The 22,294-nt window shown below is 40.8% G+C and carries 22 protein-coding genes; 6 read left to right on the top strand and 16 right to left on the bottom strand.

Annotated features, from left to right (window positions below):
• Window position 1: 1 nt before the first annotated feature.
• The 15 genes from hisH to DZC72_RS12430 all read right to left on the bottom strand — a co-directional run bounded on the left by hisH (window position 2) and on the right by DZC72_RS12430 (window position 16,084).
• Window positions 2-595, bottom strand: coding sequence for an imidazole glycerol phosphate synthase subunit HisH (hisH, locus tag DZC72_RS12360; protein ID WP_125223232.1), 594 nt, complete (start codon window positions 593-595; stop codon window positions 2-4).
• Window positions 592-1,734: a bifunctional histidinol-phosphatase/imidazoleglycerol-phosphate dehydratase HisB gene (hisB, locus tag DZC72_RS12365; protein WP_125223233.1), complete on the bottom strand. Its 1,143-nt coding sequence runs from the start codon at window positions 1,732-1,734 to the stop codon at window positions 592-594. Before hisB ends, hisH begins: the two co-directional genes overlap by 4 nt.
• A 2-nt stretch (window positions 1,735-1,736) precedes the next feature.
• Window positions 1,737-2,783 (bottom strand): histidinol-phosphate transaminase, encoded by a 1,047-nt coding sequence (gene hisC, locus DZC72_RS12370; protein WP_125223234.1) that lies wholly within the window; start codon window positions 2,781-2,783, stop codon window positions 1,737-1,739.
• Between the two features lies 1 nt (window position 2,784).
• A complete protein-coding gene (hisD, locus tag DZC72_RS12375) occupies window positions 2,785-4,098 on the bottom strand; it encodes a histidinol dehydrogenase (protein ID WP_125223235.1) in 1,314 nt (437 codons plus the stop codon).
• 81 nt (window positions 4,099-4,179) lie between these two features.
• On the bottom strand, window positions 4,180-5,037 hold the full coding sequence (hisG, locus tag DZC72_RS12380) for an ATP phosphoribosyltransferase (RefSeq protein WP_125223236.1): 858 nt from the start codon (window positions 5,035-5,037) through the stop codon (window positions 4,180-4,182).
• Window positions 5,038-5,270: 233 nt separating this feature from the next.
• Window positions 5,271-6,086 (bottom strand): prohibitin family protein, encoded by an 816-nt coding sequence (locus tag DZC72_RS12385; protein WP_099544620.1) that lies wholly within the window; start codon window positions 6,084-6,086, stop codon window positions 5,271-5,273.
• Window positions 6,087-6,097: 11 nt separating this feature from the next.
• The gene (locus DZC72_RS12390; RefSeq protein WP_125223237.1) at window positions 6,098-8,107 is read right to left on the bottom strand and encodes a VWA domain-containing protein; all 2,010 of its coding nucleotides are present in this window, start codon (window positions 8,105-8,107) and stop codon (window positions 6,098-6,100) included.
• 50 nt (window positions 8,108-8,157) lie between these two features.
• Window positions 8,158-8,907 (bottom strand): 3-oxoacyl-[acyl-carrier-protein] reductase, encoded by a 750-nt coding sequence (fabG, locus tag DZC72_RS12395; protein ID WP_099544618.1) that lies wholly within the window; start codon window positions 8,905-8,907, stop codon window positions 8,158-8,160.
• 96 nt (window positions 8,908-9,003) lie between these two features.
• Window positions 9,004-9,876, bottom strand: a complete 873-nt coding sequence (gene sucD / locus DZC72_RS12400) for a succinate--CoA ligase subunit alpha (RefSeq protein WP_125223238.1) — start codon at window positions 9,874-9,876, stop codon at window positions 9,004-9,006.
• A 161-nt stretch (window positions 9,877-10,037) separates the two neighbouring features.
• On the bottom strand, window positions 10,038-10,973 hold the full coding sequence (locus DZC72_RS12405; RefSeq protein ID WP_125223239.1) for a UDP-3-O-(3-hydroxymyristoyl)glucosamine N-acyltransferase: 936 nt from the start codon (window positions 10,971-10,973) through the stop codon (window positions 10,038-10,040).
• 10 nt (window positions 10,974-10,983) lie between these two features.
• Window positions 10,984-11,550, bottom strand: coding sequence for an elongation factor P (gene efp / locus DZC72_RS12410; RefSeq protein WP_125223240.1), 567 nt, complete (start codon window positions 11,548-11,550; stop codon window positions 10,984-10,986).
• 68 nt (window positions 11,551-11,618) lie between these two features.
• Complete coding sequence (gene lpxA / locus DZC72_RS12415) at window positions 11,619-12,404, bottom strand: acyl-ACP--UDP-N-acetylglucosamine O-acyltransferase (protein ID WP_099544614.1); 786 nt, start codon at window positions 12,402-12,404, stop codon at window positions 11,619-11,621.
• 10 nt (window positions 12,405-12,414) lie between these two features.
• Window positions 12,415-13,812, bottom strand: coding sequence for a bifunctional UDP-3-O-[3-hydroxymyristoyl] N-acetylglucosamine deacetylase/3-hydroxyacyl-ACP dehydratase (locus DZC72_RS12420; RefSeq protein ID WP_125223241.1), 1,398 nt, complete (start codon window positions 13,810-13,812; stop codon window positions 12,415-12,417).
• Window positions 13,809-14,831, bottom strand: a complete 1,023-nt coding sequence (gene lpxD / locus DZC72_RS12425) for a UDP-3-O-(3-hydroxymyristoyl)glucosamine N-acyltransferase (RefSeq protein WP_125223242.1) — start codon at window positions 14,829-14,831, stop codon at window positions 13,809-13,811. The genes DZC72_RS12420 and lpxD overlap by 4 nt, the downstream gene beginning before the upstream one ends.
• A 23-nt stretch (window positions 14,832-14,854) precedes the next feature.
• Window positions 14,855-16,084 (bottom strand): HD domain-containing protein, encoded by a 1,230-nt coding sequence (locus tag DZC72_RS12430; RefSeq protein ID WP_125223243.1) that lies wholly within the window; start codon window positions 16,082-16,084, stop codon window positions 14,855-14,857.
• Between the two features lie 224 nt (window positions 16,085-16,308).
• Between DZC72_RS12430 and porX the strand changes: the two genes are divergently transcribed.
• From porX to DZC72_RS12455, 6 genes are all read left to right on the top strand, one after another.
• Window positions 16,309-17,853: a T9SS response regulator signal transducer PorX gene (gene porX / locus DZC72_RS12435; protein ID WP_125223244.1), complete on the top strand. Its 1,545-nt coding sequence runs from the start codon at window positions 16,309-16,311 to the stop codon at window positions 17,851-17,853.
• A 6-nt stretch (window positions 17,854-17,859) separates the two neighbouring features.
• Window positions 17,860-18,273, top strand: a complete 414-nt coding sequence (gene tsaE, locus DZC72_RS12440) for a tRNA (adenosine(37)-N6)-threonylcarbamoyltransferase complex ATPase subunit type 1 TsaE (protein WP_125223245.1) — start codon at window positions 17,860-17,862, stop codon at window positions 18,271-18,273.
• Window positions 18,274-18,489: 216 nt separating this feature from the next.
• A complete protein-coding gene (locus DZC72_RS17805; protein WP_165869316.1) occupies window positions 18,490-18,627 on the top strand; it encodes a hypothetical protein in 138 nt (45 codons plus the stop codon).
• Between the two features lie 80 nt (window positions 18,628-18,707).
• Complete coding sequence (locus DZC72_RS12445; protein ID WP_243641732.1) at window positions 18,708-19,370, top strand: hypothetical protein; 663 nt, start codon at window positions 18,708-18,710, stop codon at window positions 19,368-19,370.
• 91 nt (window positions 19,371-19,461) lie between these two features.
• Entirely contained in the window at window positions 19,462-20,661 is a 1,200-nt protein-coding gene (locus DZC72_RS12450; protein ID WP_125223247.1) for an alanine dehydrogenase, read from the top strand.
• A gap of 70 nt (window positions 20,662-20,731) precedes the next feature.
• Window positions 20,732-21,115, top strand: coding sequence for a DUF4258 domain-containing protein (locus tag DZC72_RS12455; protein WP_125223248.1), 384 nt, complete (start codon window positions 20,732-20,734; stop codon window positions 21,113-21,115).
• Here the strand turns inward: DZC72_RS12455 and DZC72_RS12460 are convergent, their stop codons facing one another.
• Window positions 21,116-22,282, bottom strand: coding sequence for a proline dehydrogenase family protein (locus DZC72_RS12460; RefSeq protein WP_125223249.1), 1,167 nt, complete (start codon window positions 22,280-22,282; stop codon window positions 21,116-21,118).
• Window positions 22,283-22,294: the final 12 nt, after the last annotated feature.

Raw genomic sequence — 22,294 nt, forward strand, 5'->3', positions numbered from 1 at the left:
TTTATAGTGCTAGAAAGTTTCTCAATATGTTCGCTCCATAATCCCCGGATTTCTCCGGATGGAATTGGGTGCCATAAAAATTATCCTTTTGAAGTGCGGCGCTGTAGTCCCACCCATAGGTACATTGAGCAATCGTTTCCTTGCACAACGGAGCATAAAAGCTGTGCACCAGATACACATAATCCTCTTGAAGCCCCATAAATAAGTCTGATCCTAAATGTTCTATTTTATTCCATCCTATTTGGGGTATTTTTATGGTGCCTGTTGGGCTTTGCGGAACGAATCTTTTTACATCAACATCAAAGATACCTAGGCCATTCGTATTGCCTTCTTCTGAACCGTTGCACATCAACTGCATTCCCAAACAGATACCCAAAACCGGTTGGGTAAGATTGGGAATCAATTGGTCCAATTGGCTTTCCCTTAGTTTTTTCATTGCACTACTGGCCTCTCCTACCCCTGGGAAGATAACTTTGTCCGCATTTTGTATTTCATCTGCATCATTGCTTAGAAAAGCATCGTACCCCAACCTTTTTATAGCAAATTTGATACTTTGGATGTTTCCTGCTCCATAATTTATTATAACTATTTTCATAACACGCCCTTCGTAGATGGTAGGACCATTTTTTCAACGTCCCGCTTTACCGCCATTTTTATACTCTTTGCAAAGGCCTTGAAAATAGCCTCAATTTTATGGTGTTCATTGGTACCTTCGGCCTTAATATTTAGGTTGGCCTTGGCACCGTCCGAAAAGGATTTAAAAAAATGATGGAACATCTCCGTAGGCATGTCCCCGATTTTTTCACGTTTAAATTTGGCATCCCAAACTAACCAATTCCTACCTCCAAAGTCGATGGCTACCTGTGCCAAACAATCGTCCATAGGCAAACAAAACCCATACCGCTCGATACCCAATTTGTTACCCAAAGCTCGATAAAAAACTTCCCCTAAGGCAATACCTGTATCCTCAATGGTATGGTGTTCGTCTACTTCCAAGTCCCCTTTTACTTTAATTTTCAGGTCCATTTGTCCGTGACGCGCCAATTGGTCCAACATATGGTCAAAAAACGCCAGTCCAGTATTGATATCGCTTTTTCCCGTACCATCCAAATTCAACTCGATAAGGATATCCGTTTCGTTGGTTTTACGATGTGTAGAAGCCGTTCTATCCTTCAGTTTTAAGAACTCATAGATTTTTTCCCAATCGTTGCTTTCCAAGGCAATGTAGGAATCAAGTTCTTCTCGTTTCACCGTAATTTCGCCGGTGCCCAGATGAGTTTCGTCATTGATGAAGATACCTTTGGCACCCAAATTCTTAGCGAGTTCCATATCTGTTAATCGGTCGCCAATAACAAAGGAATTTTTAAGGTCGTAATCGTTGGAGAAATATTCAGTAAGGAGTCCGGTACCCGGTTTTCTGGTATTGGCGTTTTCATGGGGAAAGGTGCGGTCCAGGAATACTTTATCGAAAACCACGCCTTCATTTTCAAAGGATTTAAGAATGAAATTATGAACGGGCCAAAAGGTTTCTTCCGGGAAGGAATCGGTTCCCAAGCCGTCCTGATTGGTAATCATAACGAGTTCATAATCCAGTTCCTTGGCGATTTTACCTAGAAAAGTAAAGGCCTTTGGAAAGAAAATCATTTTTTCAAAAGCGTCGATCTGTTCGTCCGCAGTTTCCTTAATGATCGTACCGTCACGATCTATAAATAGGACTCTTTTTTTATTTTCCATGTTTAGGACAATTCTTTTAAAGATTCAATTAATTTTTCGTTTTCCCTATGTGTCCCCACCGTAAATCTCAATGTGTTTTCACAAAGGGGCTGGGTAGTTCTATTTCTAATGACAATCCCTTTCTCCAACAATTGTCCATATCTGAGCGACGCATCATCCACTCTAGCAAGAATAAAATTGGCATCGGTTGGATATACTTGTTCTACAAATTGAATGGTTTTTAACGATTGTTCCAATACCCTTCTTTCTTTAAGGATATTTTCAACTTCTTTGTTAATTTCCTCCAGATTCAATACCCTTTCCAATGCCCGTTGTTGGGTCAATTCATTGACATTATAGGGCGGTTTTATTTTGTTCAATACCGATATTATTTCTTCCGAAGCAATACAAATTCCTAAGCGAATTCCAGCCATTCCATAGGCCTTGGAGAGCGTTTGCGTTACCACCAAATTGGGGTATTCAGATAATTTGGAAACCCAACTTTCCTCAGAAGAAAAATCAATATAGGCCTCGTCGATGACCACCAGACCCTGAAAGGACTGTAATAAAAATTCTATGCTTTCCGCCGCAAAACTATTCCCGGTGGGGTTGTTGGGAGTGCAGAGAAATAATAATTTAGTACGTGTATCCACGTTTTTCAAAATGGACGCTACATTCGGCTGAAAATCATCCATTAACAATACTTCCCTGTTCTCGACCACATTGATATCAGCCAAAACCTTATACATACCGTATGTAGGTGGTAGGGTAATAATGTTGTCTACCTTAGGTTCACAAAAAGCTCTGTAAAGGAGATCTAGTACTTCGTCACTTCCATTACCCAAGAGTATATTTTCCTGTCTGATACCTTTATGTTGGGCCAGGATGGACTTTAAACTTCTTTGTTGGGGGTCGGGATATCGATTGACACCATTCTGAAAAGGGTTTTCATTGGCATCCAAAAAAATCATTTCCGAACCATCCGACACATATTCGTCCCGTGCAGAGGAATAGGGTTTTAGACCTTTTAAGTTTTGACGGATCAAATTATTTAAATCGAACATTTTCATATTAAGATTTCTCGACTTCACTGGAAATGACACTATTTATTTCATTCAATCGTAAGGTTACCGCATTTTTATGTGCCTGCAACCCTTCGGCCTCCGCCATTAGTTCTATCGCTTTGCCAATGTTTTGAATGCCTTTTTGGGTTATTTTCTGAAACGTCATACTCTTCATAAAACTATCAAGGTTTACCCCACTGTACTGCTTTGCATATCCATTGGTAGGCAGTGTATGGTTGGTGCCCGAAGCATAGTCGCCAGCACTCTCCGGAGTATAGTTCCCAACAAATACTGACCCGGCATTCTCCACATTTTCAATAAAAAAGTCCTCTTCTTCGGCACAGATAATATAATGTTCGGGTCCATATTCATTGATCAAATCAACTGCCGTTTTTTTATCATTAACATAGATGAGTTTGCTATTTTTTATAGCCTTTTGGGCGATTTCCTTTCTTGGTAAATCCACCATTTGAATTTCTACTTCAACTTCAACTTTATCCAACAGGTCCTTTGAGATAGAGACTAAAATCACTTGGCTATCCACACCGTGTTCGGCCTGGCTCAACAAGTCAGAGGCTACAAAAGCTGGGTTTGCAGAACCATCCGCAAAAACCAAGAGCTCACTGGGTCCTGCCGGCATATCAATGGCCACCCCATATTTAGTCGCTATTTGCTTGGCAACCGTAACGTATTGGTTGCCCGGACCAAAAATCTTATACACATGTGGAACCGACTCCGTTCCAAATGTCATTCCCGCAATGGCTTGGATACCCCCTACTTTAAAAATTTTGGTAACCCCACAAAGTGCTGCCGTATACAAAATAGCAGGATTTACTTTTCCTTCCTTGTTTGGGGGAGTACAAAGTACTATTTCCTTGCATCCGGCCAATTTAGCAGGGATCGCCAACATGAGAATGGTAGAAAACAAGGGCGCAGTACCTCCAGGTATGTATAGACCTACTTTTTGAATTGGTCGTTTTTCTTGCCAACAATCCACCCCAGGTGCAGTTGTTACGAAAACTCTTTCCGTTTTTTGGGCCTTGTGGAATTCTTCGATATTGCTTTTGGCCAGTTGAATGGCTTTTTTCAATTCCTTCGAAACATGCAGACTCGCTTGATCTACTTCCTCTTGGGTCACCCCTAGGGTGTACAAAGAAACTCCGTCAAACTTCTCCGTATACGTTTTCAAAATGGAATCCCCTCCTTTTTTTACTTCGGCAAAAACAGTATCCACAATATCCTCAATGTCGGACACGGTCTGCGTTGGTCGTTTAAGTATAGTGGACCACGATTCTCTACTAGGGTTATAAATCTTGTTCATTTCTTAAATAGCAATTAGCCCTTGGCTAATAATTAATAATAATGTTAGGCGAATAGCAAAAAGCTAACAGCCAATAGCCTTTTATAAAACCATCTTCTCAATAGGACAAACCAAAATACCTTCAGCACCGGCCTTCTTCAATTCATCAATTACCTCCCAAAAAGTATCCTTATCTATTACCGTATGAACCGAGCTCCACCCCTCTTCTGCCAATGGCAACACAGTTGGGCTGCGCATTCCTGGTAATAACTTCAGTATTTCCTGTAACTTCTCGTTTGGGGCGTTTAATAGTACGTATTTTGATTTCCTGGCCCTTAGGACGGATTGTATCCTAAACTGTAGTCTTTTAAGCAAAGCTTTGCGTTCCTCCGAGATTTGGGGCGACACAGCCAATACAGCTTCACTGGTCAACATTACTTCTACCTCCTTCAAATTATTCTTGAACAGCGTACTGCCACTAGATACGATGTCACAGATGGCATCAGCCAAGCCAATATTTGGGGCTATCTCCACAGAACCATTTATGATGTGTAGATCTGCACGAACCCCTTTTTTCTTTAAATAATTGGTAACAGTATTGGGGTATGATGTAGCAATGCGTTTTCCTTCAAAATCCTGAACGGATTTATACTTGACCGACTTAGGTACCGCCAAGGACACCTTGCATTTTGAAAAACCAAGTTTTTCCGCAATGGAAATGTCGGCTCCCTTTTCTATCAATACGTTTTCACCAATGATGGCAACATCCACCACACCGTCCCTCAAATACTGGGGAATATCACCATTACGTAGGTAAAACACTTCCATGGGAAAGTTTCGGCTAGAGGCTTTTAACTGATCTTTCCCATTGTCAATGGAAATACCACAGTCCTTTAGAATCTGAAGGGAGTCTTCATTGAGTCTTCCCGATTTTTGAATAGCAATCCTAATCTTTGTCATTATCGATTTTTAATTTTAGTTGGCAAATATTATCAGAGCCAAAAACAAAACCCGTTTGATTGCTCAAACGGGTTTTAAAATATGTTTGTAATACTACAATACATTTTTACCTCGCTTGAGAGCAAGTATAAAAATGATGATGTGTATTATTGTTTTTTCTCATTTCGATGTAAAAATAAAATTTAATTTTCTTGTGTAAAAGAATATTTTTGAAAAATAACAATTTAAACAAATTAGTTATTTCCTAGAATTAAGGGCAATCCGGATTCTCCCCCACCTATTACGATAACCTTGGCGTTTGGAGATTCTGACATACGAAGCGTAGCATCTATTCCCTTATCCCTTAAAATTTGATCGTTCAATGACGCACTCAAAATCCTATTGGCATCTGCCTTACCCTGTGCCTCAATCCTAACTTTTTCGGCTTCCTTTTCTGCCGTAATCAATCGAAACTCATATTCCAACGACTCTTGTTCCTGCTTTAATTTACGCTCTATGGCGTCTTTTATAGTGGGAGGAAGCGTTACATCACGTACCAAGATTTCATTTAACTGAATGTACTCATCGTTTACAATTTTTTTGGTTTCTTCAAAGATTTCCATTTGAATGGCATCCCTTTTACTTGAATAAAGCTGTTCCGGAGTATAACGGCCAACTACCGATCTTGCGGCAGATCGTATGGTAGGCAATAAAACGCGTTGTACATAATCCTCTCCCTTTTGCTGATGCAATTTACCCAGGTCGTCGTATTTGGGCTGAAACCAGGCGGACGCATCCAACTTGATATCCAATCCATTGCTAGAAAGCACGTTCATTTTTTCGAACACCTCCTGTTGCCGAACTTCGTATATAAAAACCTTGTTCCATGGGGCAACTAGGTGAAATCCTTCACCCATAGGCGGCTGGTCCGTTACGACCCCGTTACCAAAAGTTTTGTAAAGTACACCCGCTTCTCCGGAACCTATGGTCACGGCAGACTTGGATATTAAGATAACCAACACTATAAAAATGAATATTGCCGGTAAGGCAATTTTTGGTAATTTGTCCATTATAAATTTGTTTAGATTAAACCGTTATACTTTCTGAGGAACCACTCCAATGTGAAGGCCAAAATGATAATGGCCAATAGTATCCTGTAATCTATCAAAGATACGATATTTTCAACGCTTTTCTGTATGGGAACATAGTTGTTATTGGCACTTATATCGTTTATCAGAACATCTATTTGGTCCGGAAAATAGGAAGAGCCTCCTGTATTGTCGGCCAACAATGCCATTTTTTTGTAATCACTTGAAACAAATTGTTTCTCAAGGTCGAAATCTGAAATAACAAAGCTTCCCTTTTTAGCAATTTCTTCGCCTACAACTTCTACCAAAAACTCATAGTCTCCAGGGGCCAGGTCGCTTAGATCCGCTTCATAGTACCCATTCTTGATGGCCATAGACCGTGAAGTTGAACGCCCACTATCCAAATGCGTCAAGGTGATGTTCAAGATGGCATTTGGGTCGAACAAATAAGCTTTGTCAAAATAGGTAGCCGTAATTATCGCGGCATTGCTACCTTCGTACAAACTATTGTATTCCAAGTTTAGCCTTTCCTTTTTTGCACTTCCGGAAAGATATCTTACCAGTGTACCCAAAAAACCATCGAAATTGGAAAACTCTCCCGTATTGCGGTAGGTTTGTGCCCTCCATCTCCAAATATCCGTACCTACCCAGAGTCCCTTTTTCCATGAATCGTTTTCAAAGACACTGAGCATTGGTGAATTAATATTCACGCCCTTTATTTCCGAATCCATTAACACATCGAATGGGGAATTGATTACTAAGGGACCGGCATCGCTCGTTAAGGGAGGAAAACTATCGGTATCAAAATTGGAAATGTCAAAATTGGAAAAACCTACATTCAGTCGACCGAACACTTCCTGTGCCGGATAACCTAACTCAACCTCAAAATCGTCCTGAACCTGGTTGAGAAAGCTAAAGTCTGTATTGACACCTGTAATGATCAAGTAGTTGGATTTTTTGTTCTTGATGTATTGGAAAATGGAATTGAAACTTCTGGTGGGTTCATAAAGGAAAAAAATATCCATTTCTTCCAACTCATTGGTCGGGGAATTTGGTTTTAGTACATAGACTTTGCGCTGTTCATTACTTTCTATGGCCTTTTTGAATGCGCCCAAATCAGGATGTAGTACCTCAGAAACAATCCCAACATTTGTCTTTTCATCAATGACTTCCACAGTGGTCTCACGTGTATTATTAATGACATTCCTTTCTGAAGGTAATACTGAAGCGCTAACTAGTATTCGTTTTAGTCCTACACTACTAGCATCGATAAGGGTATTTACAGTCTGAAAATTTTTGGATTCCGATAAATTTAGATTATCGGAAAAGACAATTGTATTGCCAATTTTAACATCAATCTTCGTTGTTATTTCCCCACTTCCATGATATCTAACATAGGTTTCCAAGGGAAATCTATTGTTTAGGAAGGCATAAGTGTTGGTAATTACAGGGCCCAATGCCAAATCCCTATAGGCCGTGGTATCGCCAACGGTTACGGTGTAAATGACTTTGTTTTTTCCCTTAGTATAGGTATAGTCCCTTCCAACATTCTGGTTTCCATCAGAAATAAGAAGCATTGCACCCTGTTTTCGTCTGAACGCCTCATTTATATTCGAAATAGGTAGGTGAATATTGGTCAATTTATCCGTAAAGGATAGACTGTCCATGGGCTTTACGTCTTCTCCAAAGACAAAATGATTTATTGAAAACCTATCTTTAAGTCCTTCAGCATTATCAAGCTTGGACAAAATGGATTTGATCTCGCTTTCATTGTTTTTTACCGATGAGGAATTGTCTACCAAGACATTCAAAACCGGATTTTCTATAGTAAACGTGGTGTTGGAAAATTGTGGATTGATAAGTAAAAGTAAAATCCCAAATACCCCAAAAAACCGTAAAATTGCCAAGTAAATTGATAATTTGGCCCTTTCATATTGAAGCAGTGCCACCAAAATAGCCACCAGGGCGGCTAAAATAATAAGTAGGACTGTTTCAGTTCGCATTAATTGAAATTGTATTGATGACTTTTAGAAGTCCATAAGTATAGGAATACCTAGGTTAACATACCACCATCCACATTAAGGACTTGTCCGGTGACATAGGCCGATAAATCCGATGCAAAGAACAGGCATGCGTTAGCAATATCCTCTGTGGTTCCCCCTCGTTTCAAGGGAATCCCATCCCGCCAACCTTGGACCGTTTTTTCATCCAGCTTTTCCGTCATTTCAGTTTCTATGAAACCTGGGGCGATGGCATTGCATCGAATATTTCTGGAACCAAGTTCCAATGCGACCGATTTTGTAAACCCGATCATACCAGCTTTGGAAGCTGCGTAATTGGTCTGCCCGGCATTTCCTTTCACCCCTACCACACTGCTCATATTGATAATAGACCCTTTTCGTTGTTTTAGGAAGGTACGCTGTGTGGCCTTGGTCATGTTGAAGACGGATTTTAGGTTGATGTCCATCACTGAATCAAAATCCTCTTCGGACATACGCATCAACAAATTATCCTTTGTAATACCCGCATTGTTTATTAGAACATCGATTACCCCATCAAAATCCTTCAACACCTCTGTTACAAGTGTTTCGGCCTCGGCGTAGCTTGCCGCATTACTTTTATACGCTTTCGCTTTTACACCTAGCCCACTAAGCTCTTTTTCCAATTCCAATGCAGGAGTTTCGCTAGAACTATAGGTAAATGCTATGTTGGCACCATGTTGGGCAAATACTTTGGCTATTCCCTTTCCAATGCCACGACTGGCACCGGTTATGATTACATTTTTTCCTTCTAAAAGTTTCATTTAATAGTTATTTCTATGGTCGTTCATCAAATATAAGTATATAGGCGAAAAAAAATCCCGCAAAAACGGGATTTTACTATAGATTTTAAGTGAGTTTTATGACATTACTTCTTTTACCTTAACACCTATCTCGGCAGGGGAATCCACTACATGAATACCATGTTCCCGCATTATCTTCTTTTTGGCCTGGGCCGTATCGTCACTTCCACCCACAATGGCTCCCGCATGTCCCATGGTTCTACCTGCTGGGGCGGTTTCACCTGCTATAAAGCCAACAATCGGCTTTTTGCTACCACTCTCCTTATACCATTTTGCGGCATCAGCTTCCAACTGACCACCAATTTCACCAATCATTACCACGCACTCGGTTTCTGGGTCGTTAATCAAAAGCTCAACCGCTTCCTTGGTCGTTGTTCCAATAATCGGGTCACCTCCAATACCTATGGCCGTGGTGATTCCCAATCCCTGTCTTACCACTTGATCAGCGGCCTCATAGGTAAGCGTGCCTGACTTAGAAACGATTCCAATAGTCCCTTTCTTAAATACGAAACCTGGCATGATACCTACCTTGGCCTCTCCAGGCGTAATGACACCTGGGCAGTTTGGGCCAATCAACCTACAGTTCCTGTCCTTCACATAGTTGGCAGCAATGACCATATCTGCGACGGGTATGCCTTCGGTAATGGTAATAATAACTTTGATTCCAGCATCGGCGGCTTCCATAATGGCATCGGCGGCGAAGGCAGGTGGAACAAAAATGATGGAAGTATCTGCACCTACTTTTTCAACAGCTTCGCTAACGGTATTAAAAACAGGTTTTCCCAAATGCTCTTGGCCACCCTTTCCCGGAGTTACTCCTCCAACGATATTGGTGCCATATTCTATCATTTGCTCGGCATGAAAAGTACCTTCACTTCCTGTAAATCCCTGTACAATTATTTTGGAATCCTTGTTTACTAAAACACTCATACTGCTGTTTGGTTTTTATTGGCACCGTCAATGGGTAAATACCAGTTGACTTGCCTAGAAATTAAAAATAGTTCCTTGCGAATGCCTCGTAGGCTAGCCCCGAGGTAGAATTCTTTTGCAAAAATATATGATTGACAAAGAATACTAAAGTATTCCGCTTCTTATTTATCCTCAAGTTTTTTTAATATTTCTGGAATTCTTTTAGTGTAAGCCAATTGTTTGAGCTTTTCCCTTGATTCTTCTATAGGAGTTCCAAAATAGCTTTTACCTCCCGCAACCGATTTGGTAACTCCTGTCTGTCCCATAATAACCGCCTTTTTTCCTATTGTAATGCCACTATTGGTCCCAACTTGGCCCCAAAGGGTCACTTCATCTTCAATGACCACGCAACCTGCAATACCCGTTTGGGAAGCTATCAAACACTTTTTGCCTATAACGGTATCATGACCTACATGTACTTGATTGTCCAACTTGCTACCTTCGCCTATGGTCGTGTCGCCGGTAACGCCCCTATCTATGGTGCACAGTGCTCCAAGGTCCACATTGTCCTCTAGAACGACCCTTCCTCCTGATAGTAATTTATCAAAACCCTCTGGCCTATTTTTATAGTAGAAGGCATCGGACCCAAGCACGGTACCAGCATGGATAGTAACTCCGTTCCCAATGATACAATTGTCATAAATGCTCACGTTGGAATGGATCACACAATTGTTGCCAATGGTGACGTTGTTTCCAATAAATACATTAGGTTGTATCACGGTATTTTTTCCAATTTTGGCCGAATTGGATATCGTTCTGACCGAAGCAACAAAGGGACTAAAATACTGGGTGAGTTTGTTGAAATCCCTGAAAGGATCATCTGAAATCAAAAGGGCCTTGCCCGATGGGCAATCTACCTCTTTATTGATAAGAATCACCGTAGCATTGGAATTCAAGGCCTTATCATAATACTTTGGATGATCTACAAATACGATATCCCCTTGTTCCACCACATGGATTTCGTTCATGCCCATCACAGGAAAATCTGAATCACCAACATAGTCGGTTTGTATGATTTCTGAAATCTGTTTAAGGGTGAATGTAGTTGGAAATTTCAAGGACGTCGTTTTATTCTTTTACGCGTTCCATATAGGAACCGCTGGAGGTATCGATTTTAATTTTATCGCCCTCGTTAATGAATAAGGGTACATTTACCTCGGCACCCGTTTCAACCTTTGCAGGCTTCGTAGCGTTGGTGGCCGTATTTCCCTTTACACCAGGTTCCGTATACGTTACTTCCAAAACTACACTGGCAGGCATTTCCACGGATAAGGGCATGCTATCCTCCGTATTGAACATGATCTTTACGACTTCACCCTCCTTCAAAAGTCCCGGAGCGTCAAGAGCACCCTCTGATAACGTAAGCTGGTTGTAGTCCTCCGTATTCATAAAATGATAAGTCTCCCCTTCTGCATACAAAAATTGATAGGAGCGTGTCTCCACACGCACGTCCTCAATCTTGTGACCTGCGGAGAACGTGTTGTCCAAAACTTTTCCGGTAGTAACGCTCTTAAGTTTCGTTCTTACAAAGGCTGGGCCCTTGCCTGGTTTAACATGCAAAAATTCGATAATCTTATAAATATCGTTATTGTATCTAATGCACAATCCTTTTCTAATATCCGATGTAGATGCCATTCTTATTTACTTAAAATGATTTATGTTAAACTACTATTTAAAAACAAGTAGCTGCAAAATTAAGGTAATTAACTATTACTGAAATACCCTTTCATGATTCCTCGTTGGGAATCCCTAATAAACTGCAGTATTTCGTCCCGCTCCGGAGTTGCCTCCATCTCTGCTTCCAAAATTTGGACCGCCTGGGTGTTGTTGTAATTTTTCTGATATAGAATTCTATAGATATTCTGAATCTCCCTTATTTTTTCCGATTGGTATCCTCTCCGCCTAAGTCCAACGGAATTTATACCTACATAGGAAAGTGGCTCCCTGGCCGCTTTTACATACGGTGGCACATCCTTTCTAACCAGCGATCCCCCTGTAACAAAGGCGTGCTGCCCTACCGATACGAATTGATGTACAGCAACCAAACCGGCCAAAATGACGTTGTCGCCAATAGTCACATGTCCCGCTAGAGTAGAATTATTCGAAAAAATACAATTATTTCCTACCAAACAATCGTGGGCGACATGGCAATAGGCCATGATAAGACAATTTTTCCCAATGACCGTTTTCATACGGTCAGAAGTTCCTTTATGGATAGTGGCACACTCCCTTATGGTGGTTCCGTTTCCTATGACCACGGTTGTTTCCTCGCCTTTATACTTTAAGTCTTGCGGAGGTGCGGAAATGACGGCACCAGGAAAAATGTTGCAATTTTTTCCAATTCTTGCCCCCTCCATGATGGTGACATTGGAACCGATCCATGTACCTTCACCAATCGTTACATTGTTGTGTATGGTGGTAAACGGTTCAATTACTACGTTCTTTGCAATCTTTGCGCCTGGATGGACGTATGCCAGCGGCTGATTCATATAGTTTCGATTATTTTGATTTTACGATTTGGGCCATCAGTTCCGCCTCCGAAACCAATTTATCATTAGCATAGGCATAAGCTTGCATATGACAGATACCTCTTCTTATGGGCGAGATTAAATCGCACTTAAAAATTAAGGTATCCCCGGGAAGTACCGGCCTTTTAAACTTCACATTGTCCATTTTCATGAAGAACGTCAAATAATTTTCAGGGTCCGGTACGGTACTCAAGACCAAGATCCCTCCCGTTTGGGCCATTGCCTCCACTTGTAAAACTCCCGGCATAACGGGTGCTCCCGGAAAATGCCCCACAAAGAAAGGTTCGTTCATGGTAACGTTTTTCACACCTACGACATGTGAATCCGATAACTCCAAGATTTTATCGACCAACAAAAATGGTGGCCTATGTGGCAACATCTTCATGATTTGAGTGACATCCATTAAAGGAGTTTGGCTCAGATCATATTTGGGCACATTGTTTCTTTTCTCCAACTTTATGATTTTGGATAACTTTTTAGCGAACTGGGTGTTTACAAAATGGCCCGGTTTGTTGGCAATTACCTTTCCCCTGATTCTCATACCTGCAAGTGCCAAATCACCAACCACGTCCAAAAGCTTGTGACGTGCGGCCTCATTGGGTTGATGCAAGGTTAGGTTGTCCAGTATTCCATTGGGCTTAACGGATAGTTTCTCTTTGTTGAAGGCCTTTTCCAGTTTTTTCATGGTTGCCTCTGAAATTTCCTTGTCAACGTAGACGATGGCATTGTTCAAATCACCTCCTTTGATCAGTCCGTTTTCCAAAAGCATTTCAAGCTCGTGCAAAAAACTAAAGGTACGTGCTGCAGAAATCTCCTTTTTAAAATCGGATATTTTTTCAAGAGTAGCGTTTTGGGTACCCAATACCTTAGTCCCAAAATCCACCATGGTGGTCACTTGATACTCATCTGCGGGTATTACGGTAATTTCGCTACCGCTGGATTCATCCTTATACGTCAATACCTCCTTTACCACATATTCTTCCCGCAATGCTTCTTGTTCCACAATGCCTGCCTTTTCAAGAGCCGCTACAAAGAACTTTGCGGAACCGTCCATAATGGGAGGTTCTGGAGAATCCAACTCTATGAGGACATTGTCAATTTCAAGACCTACGAGGGCGGCCAATACATGTTCTGAAGTATGGATTTTCACCCCATTCTTTTCAAGATTGGTGCCTCGCTGGGTGTTTACCACATAATTGGCATCGGCCTCAATGATCGGTTCCCCTTCAAGGTCTACACGCTTAAATTTATAGCCATGGTCTTCAGGAGCGGGAACAAATTTTATGGTTACGTTCTCTCCTGTATGCAAACCAACACCGGTAAGGGAAACCTCTTCCCCAATGGTGCGTTGTTTTTCGTTTGTGTTCATCGTCGATCCTTATTTTCCAAGTTGTCGATTCTGTTAATTATTTTAGGTAAGTTTTTAAAGTGTACGTAGGATTTATTGAAGTCACCATAATTAAGGGCTGGCGATCCCTGTAGGACTTCGTTGTCCTTTACATTTCTTCCTATTCCGGACTGTGCCTGAATCTTGACATTATTGCCAATAACAATATGTCCCACGATTCCAACTTGTCCCCCTATCATGCAATGCTTTCCTATCTTGGTGGAACCTGCTACTCCGGTTTGGGCCGCAATCACGGTATGTTCCCCTATTTCCACATTATGGGCAATCTGAATTTGATTGTCCAACTTTACACCTTTTCTCAATATGGTAGAACCTAAGGTGGCCCTATCGATCGTAGTGCCTGCCCCAACATCCACATTGTCCTCAAGAATAACGTTTCCCGTTTGAGGCACCTTGCTGAATTCTCCATTGGAATTTGGGGTGAAACCAAAACCATCGGCACCTATAATAACACCACTGTGAACTACACAATTATTACCGATGATACTTTCCGAATAAATCTTCGCCCCGGCAAAAACTACCACATTATCACCAATTCTCACATTGTCGCCAATATAGACGTTCGGATAGATTTTCACATTATTCCCAATGACTACGTTGCTGCCTATATAGGAAAAGGCTCCTAAATATAATCCATCCCCAAATGTTGCGGAATCCGATTTAAAAACCGGTTGCTCAATACCAATCTTATTATTTTTTACCTGGTTGTAGTACTCCAGTAATTTAGAGAATGATTTGTAGGCGTCCTCAACCTTAATTAGGGTGGTTTCCAAATGTTGTTCCGGAATGAAATCCTTGTTTACAATGGTAATGGAAGCTCTTGTTTTGTAAATATGGGCCGTGTACTTTGGGTTGGCCAAAAAGGTCAAAGAGCCCTTTTCACCCTCCTCGATTTTGGCCAATTTATGAACGGCTATCTCTGGATTTCCATGGACTTCACCCTCTAAAATACCCGCAATTTGACCTGCTGTAAACACCATGGGCACAAATGTAAGAAAAATTGTTATACGGCCTCTTTAGGGTAACAGATATAATATTTGATGACAGTTTTTGACAGGGCTTTAATATTCAAGTGGTCCGAAAGTTTTGCCACATCTACGATTTTACCATTTTTTCGTAATATGTGGATGTTTTGGCTTTCCTGATTGTAGGCCCTATTCTCGATTTCTCCCGTAAAAAAGAAATAGGAGATTTCATCGTCCGTAGTTAGCCCTAACAACGCCCCTACCTTTTCTTTCTTTTTGGATAATTTCTCCTTCTTAATGGGTTCTTTCTTTACCTTTATGTGCAAGAGTTTTCTATTGATGAGCATTTTGCAAAGTGTGGCCAATACTCTATCCTCGGCGTCCTGCCAGTTTTTTATGGCCGAAAGGATATCAACGTCATCCAGTTTGGAGAACAATTCAAGAACCTTGGCGTCAAAGTTCTCAAGATGTATATCGTTTTGTAGAAAAAACAGCAATGGCGTACTACCAAATAGGTTTACGCCATTATTGATTAAAAATCGGGCCCTTTTCAAAATACTGATCAGTATCTGTTCCGCTACTACCCCTGTTTTATGTAGATACACCTGCCAATACATAAAACGGCGGGCCATTAAAAACTTTTCCACGGAATAAATCCCCTTCTCCTCCACTACGAGATTACCGTCTACCACATTCAACATGGTGATGAGCCTATCGGCATTGGTATTCCCTTCAGAAACCCCGGTATAGAAACTATCCCGCTTTAGATAGTCCAATCGGTCCATATCCAGCTGGCTTGAAACCAATTGATTCAAAAACTTCTTGGGATGTTTCCTAGTAAATATTGAAATGGCCCCATCCAACTCACCTTTAAAAACAACATTCAGTTCTTTCATGAATTGCATCGATATATACTCGTGGCTCAGCCCGTTTACGATACTATGTTCCATGGCATGTGAAAATGGTCCATGACCTATATCGTGTAAAAGAATCGCCCCCAAAAGTCCCTTCTCGTCCGCCTCCGAAATATCCACCCCTTTATAGCGAAGTACTTGTATCGATTTTTGCATAAGGTACATGCTACCCAAGGCATGGTGAAACCGGGTATGGTGTGCACCCGGATATACCAAATAAGAAAGCCCCATTTGGGAAATTCTACGCAATCTCTGAAAATACGGATGAGCAATCAGGTCAAAAATCAAATCACTGGGTATACTAATAAATCCGTAAATTGGATCGTTGAATATGGTAAGCTTGTTGGGTTTCATTTAACACAAAGAAATTACATCTGATTTTCAAAGTTATGCAAATAAATGAGGTAATACCTCGTGTTTAGAATAGAGATCTGAGATGTGAGATGTGAGACTTGGGATAGAAGATGTGAGACTTGAGGTATTCAATACCAACAACGAAAAACGAACTGTCACCCTGAGCACAGTCGAAGGGAACCAGTCACGAATTACGAGCAGCGATAAACGTTTAAGAATATTGGATGAACAAAATAAAAATTCTTTGGGTAGATGATGAAGTGGATCTCTTAAAGCCTCACATTCTCTTTCTACAAAATAAAAATTATGAAGTGATTACCTGCCAAAGCGGACAAGAAGCTTTAGAAGAACTCGAAAAGACACGCGTGGATATCGTTTTTTTGGACGAAAATATGCCCGGCATTTCCGGACTTGAAACCCTGAGCGAAATCAAGGTCATCGATTCCTCCTTGCCCGTGGTGATGATTACCAAAAGTGAGGAAGAATTTATTATGGAAGAAGCCATTGGTTCAAAAATCGCCGATTACCTTATAAAGCCGGTAAACCCCAATCAAATACTGCTCTCGCTGAAAAAGAGCCTGGACCATTCTAGATTGGTATCGGAAAAGACAACCAGTAACTATCAGCAGGAATTTCGGAAAATTGCTATGAACCTTTCCATGGTCAATTCCTTTGAGGAATGGACGGAGCTTTATAAAAAACTGATTTATTGGGAGCTTCAACTGGAGCAAATTGAGGATAGCGGTATGTTCGAGATTTTGGAATCCCAAAAAATAGAGGCCAACAATCAATTTGGAAAGTTCATCGATAAAAATTACGAAGATTGGTTCCATGGTGCAGAAGCCCCCGTAATGTCCCATACCCTTTTTAAAAATTGGATAGCCCCAGAAATAAAGGAAGGAAAAACACTGTTGATCGTTGTGGACAATCTGCGATACGACCAATGGTATTCCTTTGAGGACACGGTAGGTTCCTTTTACAAAAAGACCAAGGAAAAGTCCTATTATAGTATTTTGCCCACGGCCACCCAGTATGCACGAAATGCGATATTTTCTGGACTTACCTCATTGGATATGGAGAAAAAATATCCAGATTGGTGGAAGAACGATACGGATGAAGGAGGCAAAAACCTTTATGAAGATAAATTTTTGGAGGCGCAATTGAAGCGATTGGGACTCGATTTAAAATGGGAATACCACAAAATTAGTAGTCTAAAGCAGGGAAAACACTTATCACAGAATTTCAAATCCCAAAAAGACAACGATCTTACGGTGATTGTCTACAATTTTGTGGACATGCTCTCCCACTCCAAAACGGAGATGGAAGTTATTAAGGAATTGGCTTCCAATGACAAGGCATACCGATCACTTACCCAGAGTTGGTTCAAGAATTCCCCTCTATTGGAAATTATTCAGCAAGCCCAGCAATTGGGCATGAAATTGATTATAACAACGGACCATGGCACTATCAATGTAAAATCCCCATCCAAGGTCATTGGGGATCGGGATACGAGTTTAAACCTGCGCTACAAAACGGGCCGGAGTCTAAGTTATGAGGAAAAGGATGTCTTCGCTGCCAAGGATCCCAAAAGTATTTTCCTGCCCAACATCAACGTAAGTAGTTCCTTTATTTTTGCCAAGAACGACCTATTCTTTGCCTATCCCAACAATTACAACCATTACGTAAGTTATTACAGGAATACTTACCAACATGGGGGTGTTTCTTTGGAAGAAATGATCGTTCCTTTTGTAGTTTTGGAACCCAAATAGTCTTCAATGGAACTGGTTTATAAAGAAAGTGACATTCAAGAAATCTCGAAATCAATTTTGAAGGAAGTTGCTTTAAAAACATTTGCCTTCTATGCCCCCATGGGTGCCGGAAAAACTACCTTGATCAAAGCCCTTGTCAAGGAGTTGGGAGCTGTGGATGAAGTAAGCAGTCCTACCTTTGGACTGGTCAATGAATATGCGGATGGTGAAGGAAATCTTATTGCTTACCATTTTGATTTTTACCGACTGAAGGATGAAATGGAAGCCTTGGATTTTGGGTTGGAGGATTATTTTAACACGGATGCCTATATTTTTATGGAATGGCCCGAAAAGATTCCTTCACTTTTACCTGAGAATTTGGTATCCTTAAAAATTGAAATTCTGGATGCGACAACCAGAAGACTAACATCATTTGGATAGGTGCCAACTAGAATCACCTCTGTTTTCTGAAATAAACCACGTCGTCTAGAGAAGGATTTTATTGTATTTTTTCGATGAAACACATTGAAATCGATAAAATGTACATTTTTCACGTTGAAATACGCAATTTTAACGTTTAAACGCATTATGTTTGTCCATTTTTTCTTACGTTTGCACTAGAACAAGTAGAGTACTAACTAAAAACCCCTAATGAAAATGAAAAACAAAAGAACTTTTTTGGCCTCTTTGGCTTTAGGATTTTTCTTGTTGGCTATGACGGCCCCAATTATAACTCCTGATGATGCTACTGTTAGCGTTGATAGGTCAAAAATAAGAGTGCCAGGCAGACAGTAACACTTTTTTATTGTAGACTCAATAATTAATGAATTTAGTCGTTGTCATAATGTTAGATGTTATTCGCATTAATGGCAAAGATGAAAAATTACAAAAGATTAAGGGCTAGGAAGAGAATCCTTTTGGAGTCTTCTATAGCCTTTTTTATTGTTTTATCTCCCTTTATTTTTAAAGCGCATGTTTATTTTCCGCAGACGGCGACTTTTAGAATTGATTTTTTGGGTATTGAAATCAAGGATAACGGGTTTGAAGATGTAAATACTTATGTCTGGTTTTTGGTTGGAAAGATTGTTCCATTATACTTGTTAATCTTATGGTTTCTTTCTTCAAGGGATTGGTGGTACCATATTATTCTAATTCCCATAGCAATGTATGCTTTCCAATTGTTTGAAGTATTATTTATCAATGATGAAGCAGTTGATACTGCCAACTTGTTATGGCTTTTACCAATCTGTATGATCGTTATTCCTTTTGTCTATTTCATCAGAATTAAGTTATATGATAAATACGTCCATGGTATCGATTTGGAGGCTATGGAAGCGGAATTGGAGGAATTAAAGGAAAAAAATATTTCCGATGGGTATACATCGAATATCAAAAATGACATAGAAGATACCAAGGATGAATTAAATCAAGAGTCACTTGCGGAGGAAATAGACAGAAAACTTTCTACCGATAGTATCGAGCAAGGTCTAAAAATATTCCAAGAGAAACTTCAAAACTGGTTCCATTTTAAATTCTAATAAGGTCTTTCCAAAACTTTGCAAAGGGTCATTTATCTAAAAATCGTACATTTGATTTAGGACTAAAAAGTCCTTTTTTAGATACCCTTATATGAACCAACCTAGCTCTCCTTTTAGTAAACAGCAACTACTGCCGCAAGAGGAAACCCTGGAAGTCCTTAGACAAAAAGGGGAACTATTTATTGGTATACCCAAGGAGAACCAATACCAAGAAAAACGTATTTGCCTAACCCCAGACGCAGTAAACGCCATTACATCCAACGGACACAGGGTTCTACTGGAATCAGGTGCTGGTGAAGGGGCCAACTTTACTGACAAGGATTATGTGGATGCCGGTGGTGAAATTACAAGGGACACAAAAAAAGTGTTCTCCTGTCCGTTACTATTAAAAGTAGAGCCCCCCACCCTTTCAGAGATTGCCATGATACACCCACAAACAACGGTGATATCGGCCTTGCAAATCAAAACACAAAACAAAGGTTACTTTGAGGAGTTGGCCAAAAAAAGAATTACGGCCATTGCGTTTGAATACATCCGCGATGAAGATGGCAAATATCCCGCAGTACGGTCATTAAGTGAAATTGCCGGAACGGCTTCCGTTCTTATTGCTGCAGAACTCATGGCGGCGACCAACAAAGGAAATGGACTCATGTTTGGCAACATAAGTGGGGTACCACCTGCGGAAGTGGTCATCATTGGTGCCGGAACCGTTGGGGAATATGCCGCACGATCGGCCATAGGACTTGGGGCCAATGTGAAGATTTTCGATAATTCAATAACCAGGCTGCGAAATATTCAGACCAATCTTAAACAAACCGTTTATACTTCCACGATTCAACCTAAAAATCTTTTAAAGGCCTTAAAACGCTGTGATGTGGCCATTGGAGCTACCAGAGGTAAAGGTAGGTCTCCCATAATCGTTACGAGTACCATGGTGGAACACATGAAAAAAGGAGCGGTCATTATCGATGTGAGTATTGATACGGGCGGCTGTTTTGAAACTAGTGAGATTACCAACCATAATAAACCCACTATAGAGAAATCTGGTGTACTCCACTACGGAGTGCCCAATATACCCTCAAGGTATCCAAAAACGGCTTCGGTTTCCATCAGTAATATTTTCACCCCGTATCTACTAAAAATCGGTGAGGACGGAGGTTTGGAAAACTCGCTTCGCTTTGACAAGGGGCTTCGTAACGGACTCTATATGTACCATGGTATACTAACCAATAAATCTGTTGGGGATTGGTTCGACCTCTCCTATAGCGATATCAACTTCCTAATTTTTTAGAAATAGGACTCCTTGCTTTCGACATCCGCATTAAACCGTTAATTTTACCCTCTAATTTTTAATATGTATCATGTCTTTTTTAAAGCGATTGGGATTTTATTTGGGCGGACTTGCCATCGGGATTGTTTTCTTGGCAATGTTTCTTCGGAAAAAATCGGATGAAACAGGAGTCAGTTTTTGCTATTTCCCCAACTGTAGGACCTTAAAGGACATTCGGTCCAAATCATTATATTATTCAAACGAGGTAGAAAGACAACTAGCGGAAAAGGAATTGGATAGTTTGGATATCGTTTATCTGCTCACTGAAGGGGATGTGGATTTCTCTGCAAGCAACACCAAAAGTTCTCCTTGTAAATCTTACTTCATTGAAGGTGATAAAGGGGATTTAAAATTGGAAGCTTGGGTTAAGAACTGTCCTGATAAGGCCAGTATTGAATCGGTCTCTATTAAATAACTAGATTTTTCTCCGTTTACGTTCCTTCTTCAACAAGGAAAGTTCCCTACTTGTTTGCCCCGCTACCGAAGTGTTCTCCTCCGCCCTGCGGATCAAATAGGGCATAACGTCCCTAACCGGTCCAAAGGGAAGGTATTTTGCCACATTATAACCATGGGCAGCGAGGTTAAAGGAAATATGGTCGCTCATTCCGTAAAGTTGTCCAAACCAAATGTCCTTGTGATTGTTATCCACTTTCTTTTCCTTCATCAACTGCATTAGCTTATAACAGCTATTTTCATTATGTGTTCCTGAAAATATGGACATTACCTCCAAATTTTCGAGCATATAGGCGATAGTGGCATCAAAATTTTCGTCGGTAGCCGCTTTTGACTCGCAAATAGGGCTTGGGTATCCCTTTTCCCTGGCCCGCTCATTTTCCTTTTCCATATAGGCGCCACGAACTACCTTGATTCCGATCTTAAATCCTTCCTTGTCAGCACGTTCGTGCAAATCCTTTAAATACGGTAACCTATCCCATCTATAGGTCTGCAAAGTATTAAAGACAATCGCTTTCTTCTTGTTGTATTTGCGCATCATGTCCTCGGCAAGCTGGTCGGCTGCATCTTGCATCCAGCTTTCTTCCCCATCTATCAACAAAGAGACATCCAGGTCATGCGCCTTTTTGCACACTTTATCAAATCTATTGATGACCCGTTGCCATTCGGCCTCTTCCTTTTCTGATAATTTCCCTCCTTCGCTTATCTTTTGGTATAGGGCAAATCTTCCAAATCCGGATGGTTTGAACACGGCAAACGGAATGGCATCCTTTTCCTTGACAAAATCCAAGATTTTCAAGATCATTTCCGTGGCGTTGTCAAAAGGGTCTTCTTCATCCTTGCCCTCCACCGAGTAATCCAAAACGGAGCATACCCCCTTTTCGAACATTTTGTCCACAACCGGCATGCAGTCGGCTTCATTGACACCTCCGCAAAAATGATCGAAGACCGTGGCCCTAATAAGACCCTCTACAGGAAGATGGGCCTTAATGGCAAAATTGGTCATTGCCGTCCCTATCTTTACAAGTGGCTCATTGGCAATCATCTTAAAGAGAAAATAGGCCCGTTCCAGTTCAGAATCCGTCTTTAAGGAAAAAGCGGTTGCCGTATTCTCAAAAATAGCATCCATATGCAGACAATT

Origin of the sequence: Maribacter algicola, assembly GCF_003933245.1 — a bacterium.
Lineage (GTDB): Bacteria > Bacteroidota > Bacteroidia > Flavobacteriales > Flavobacteriaceae > Maribacter > Maribacter algicola.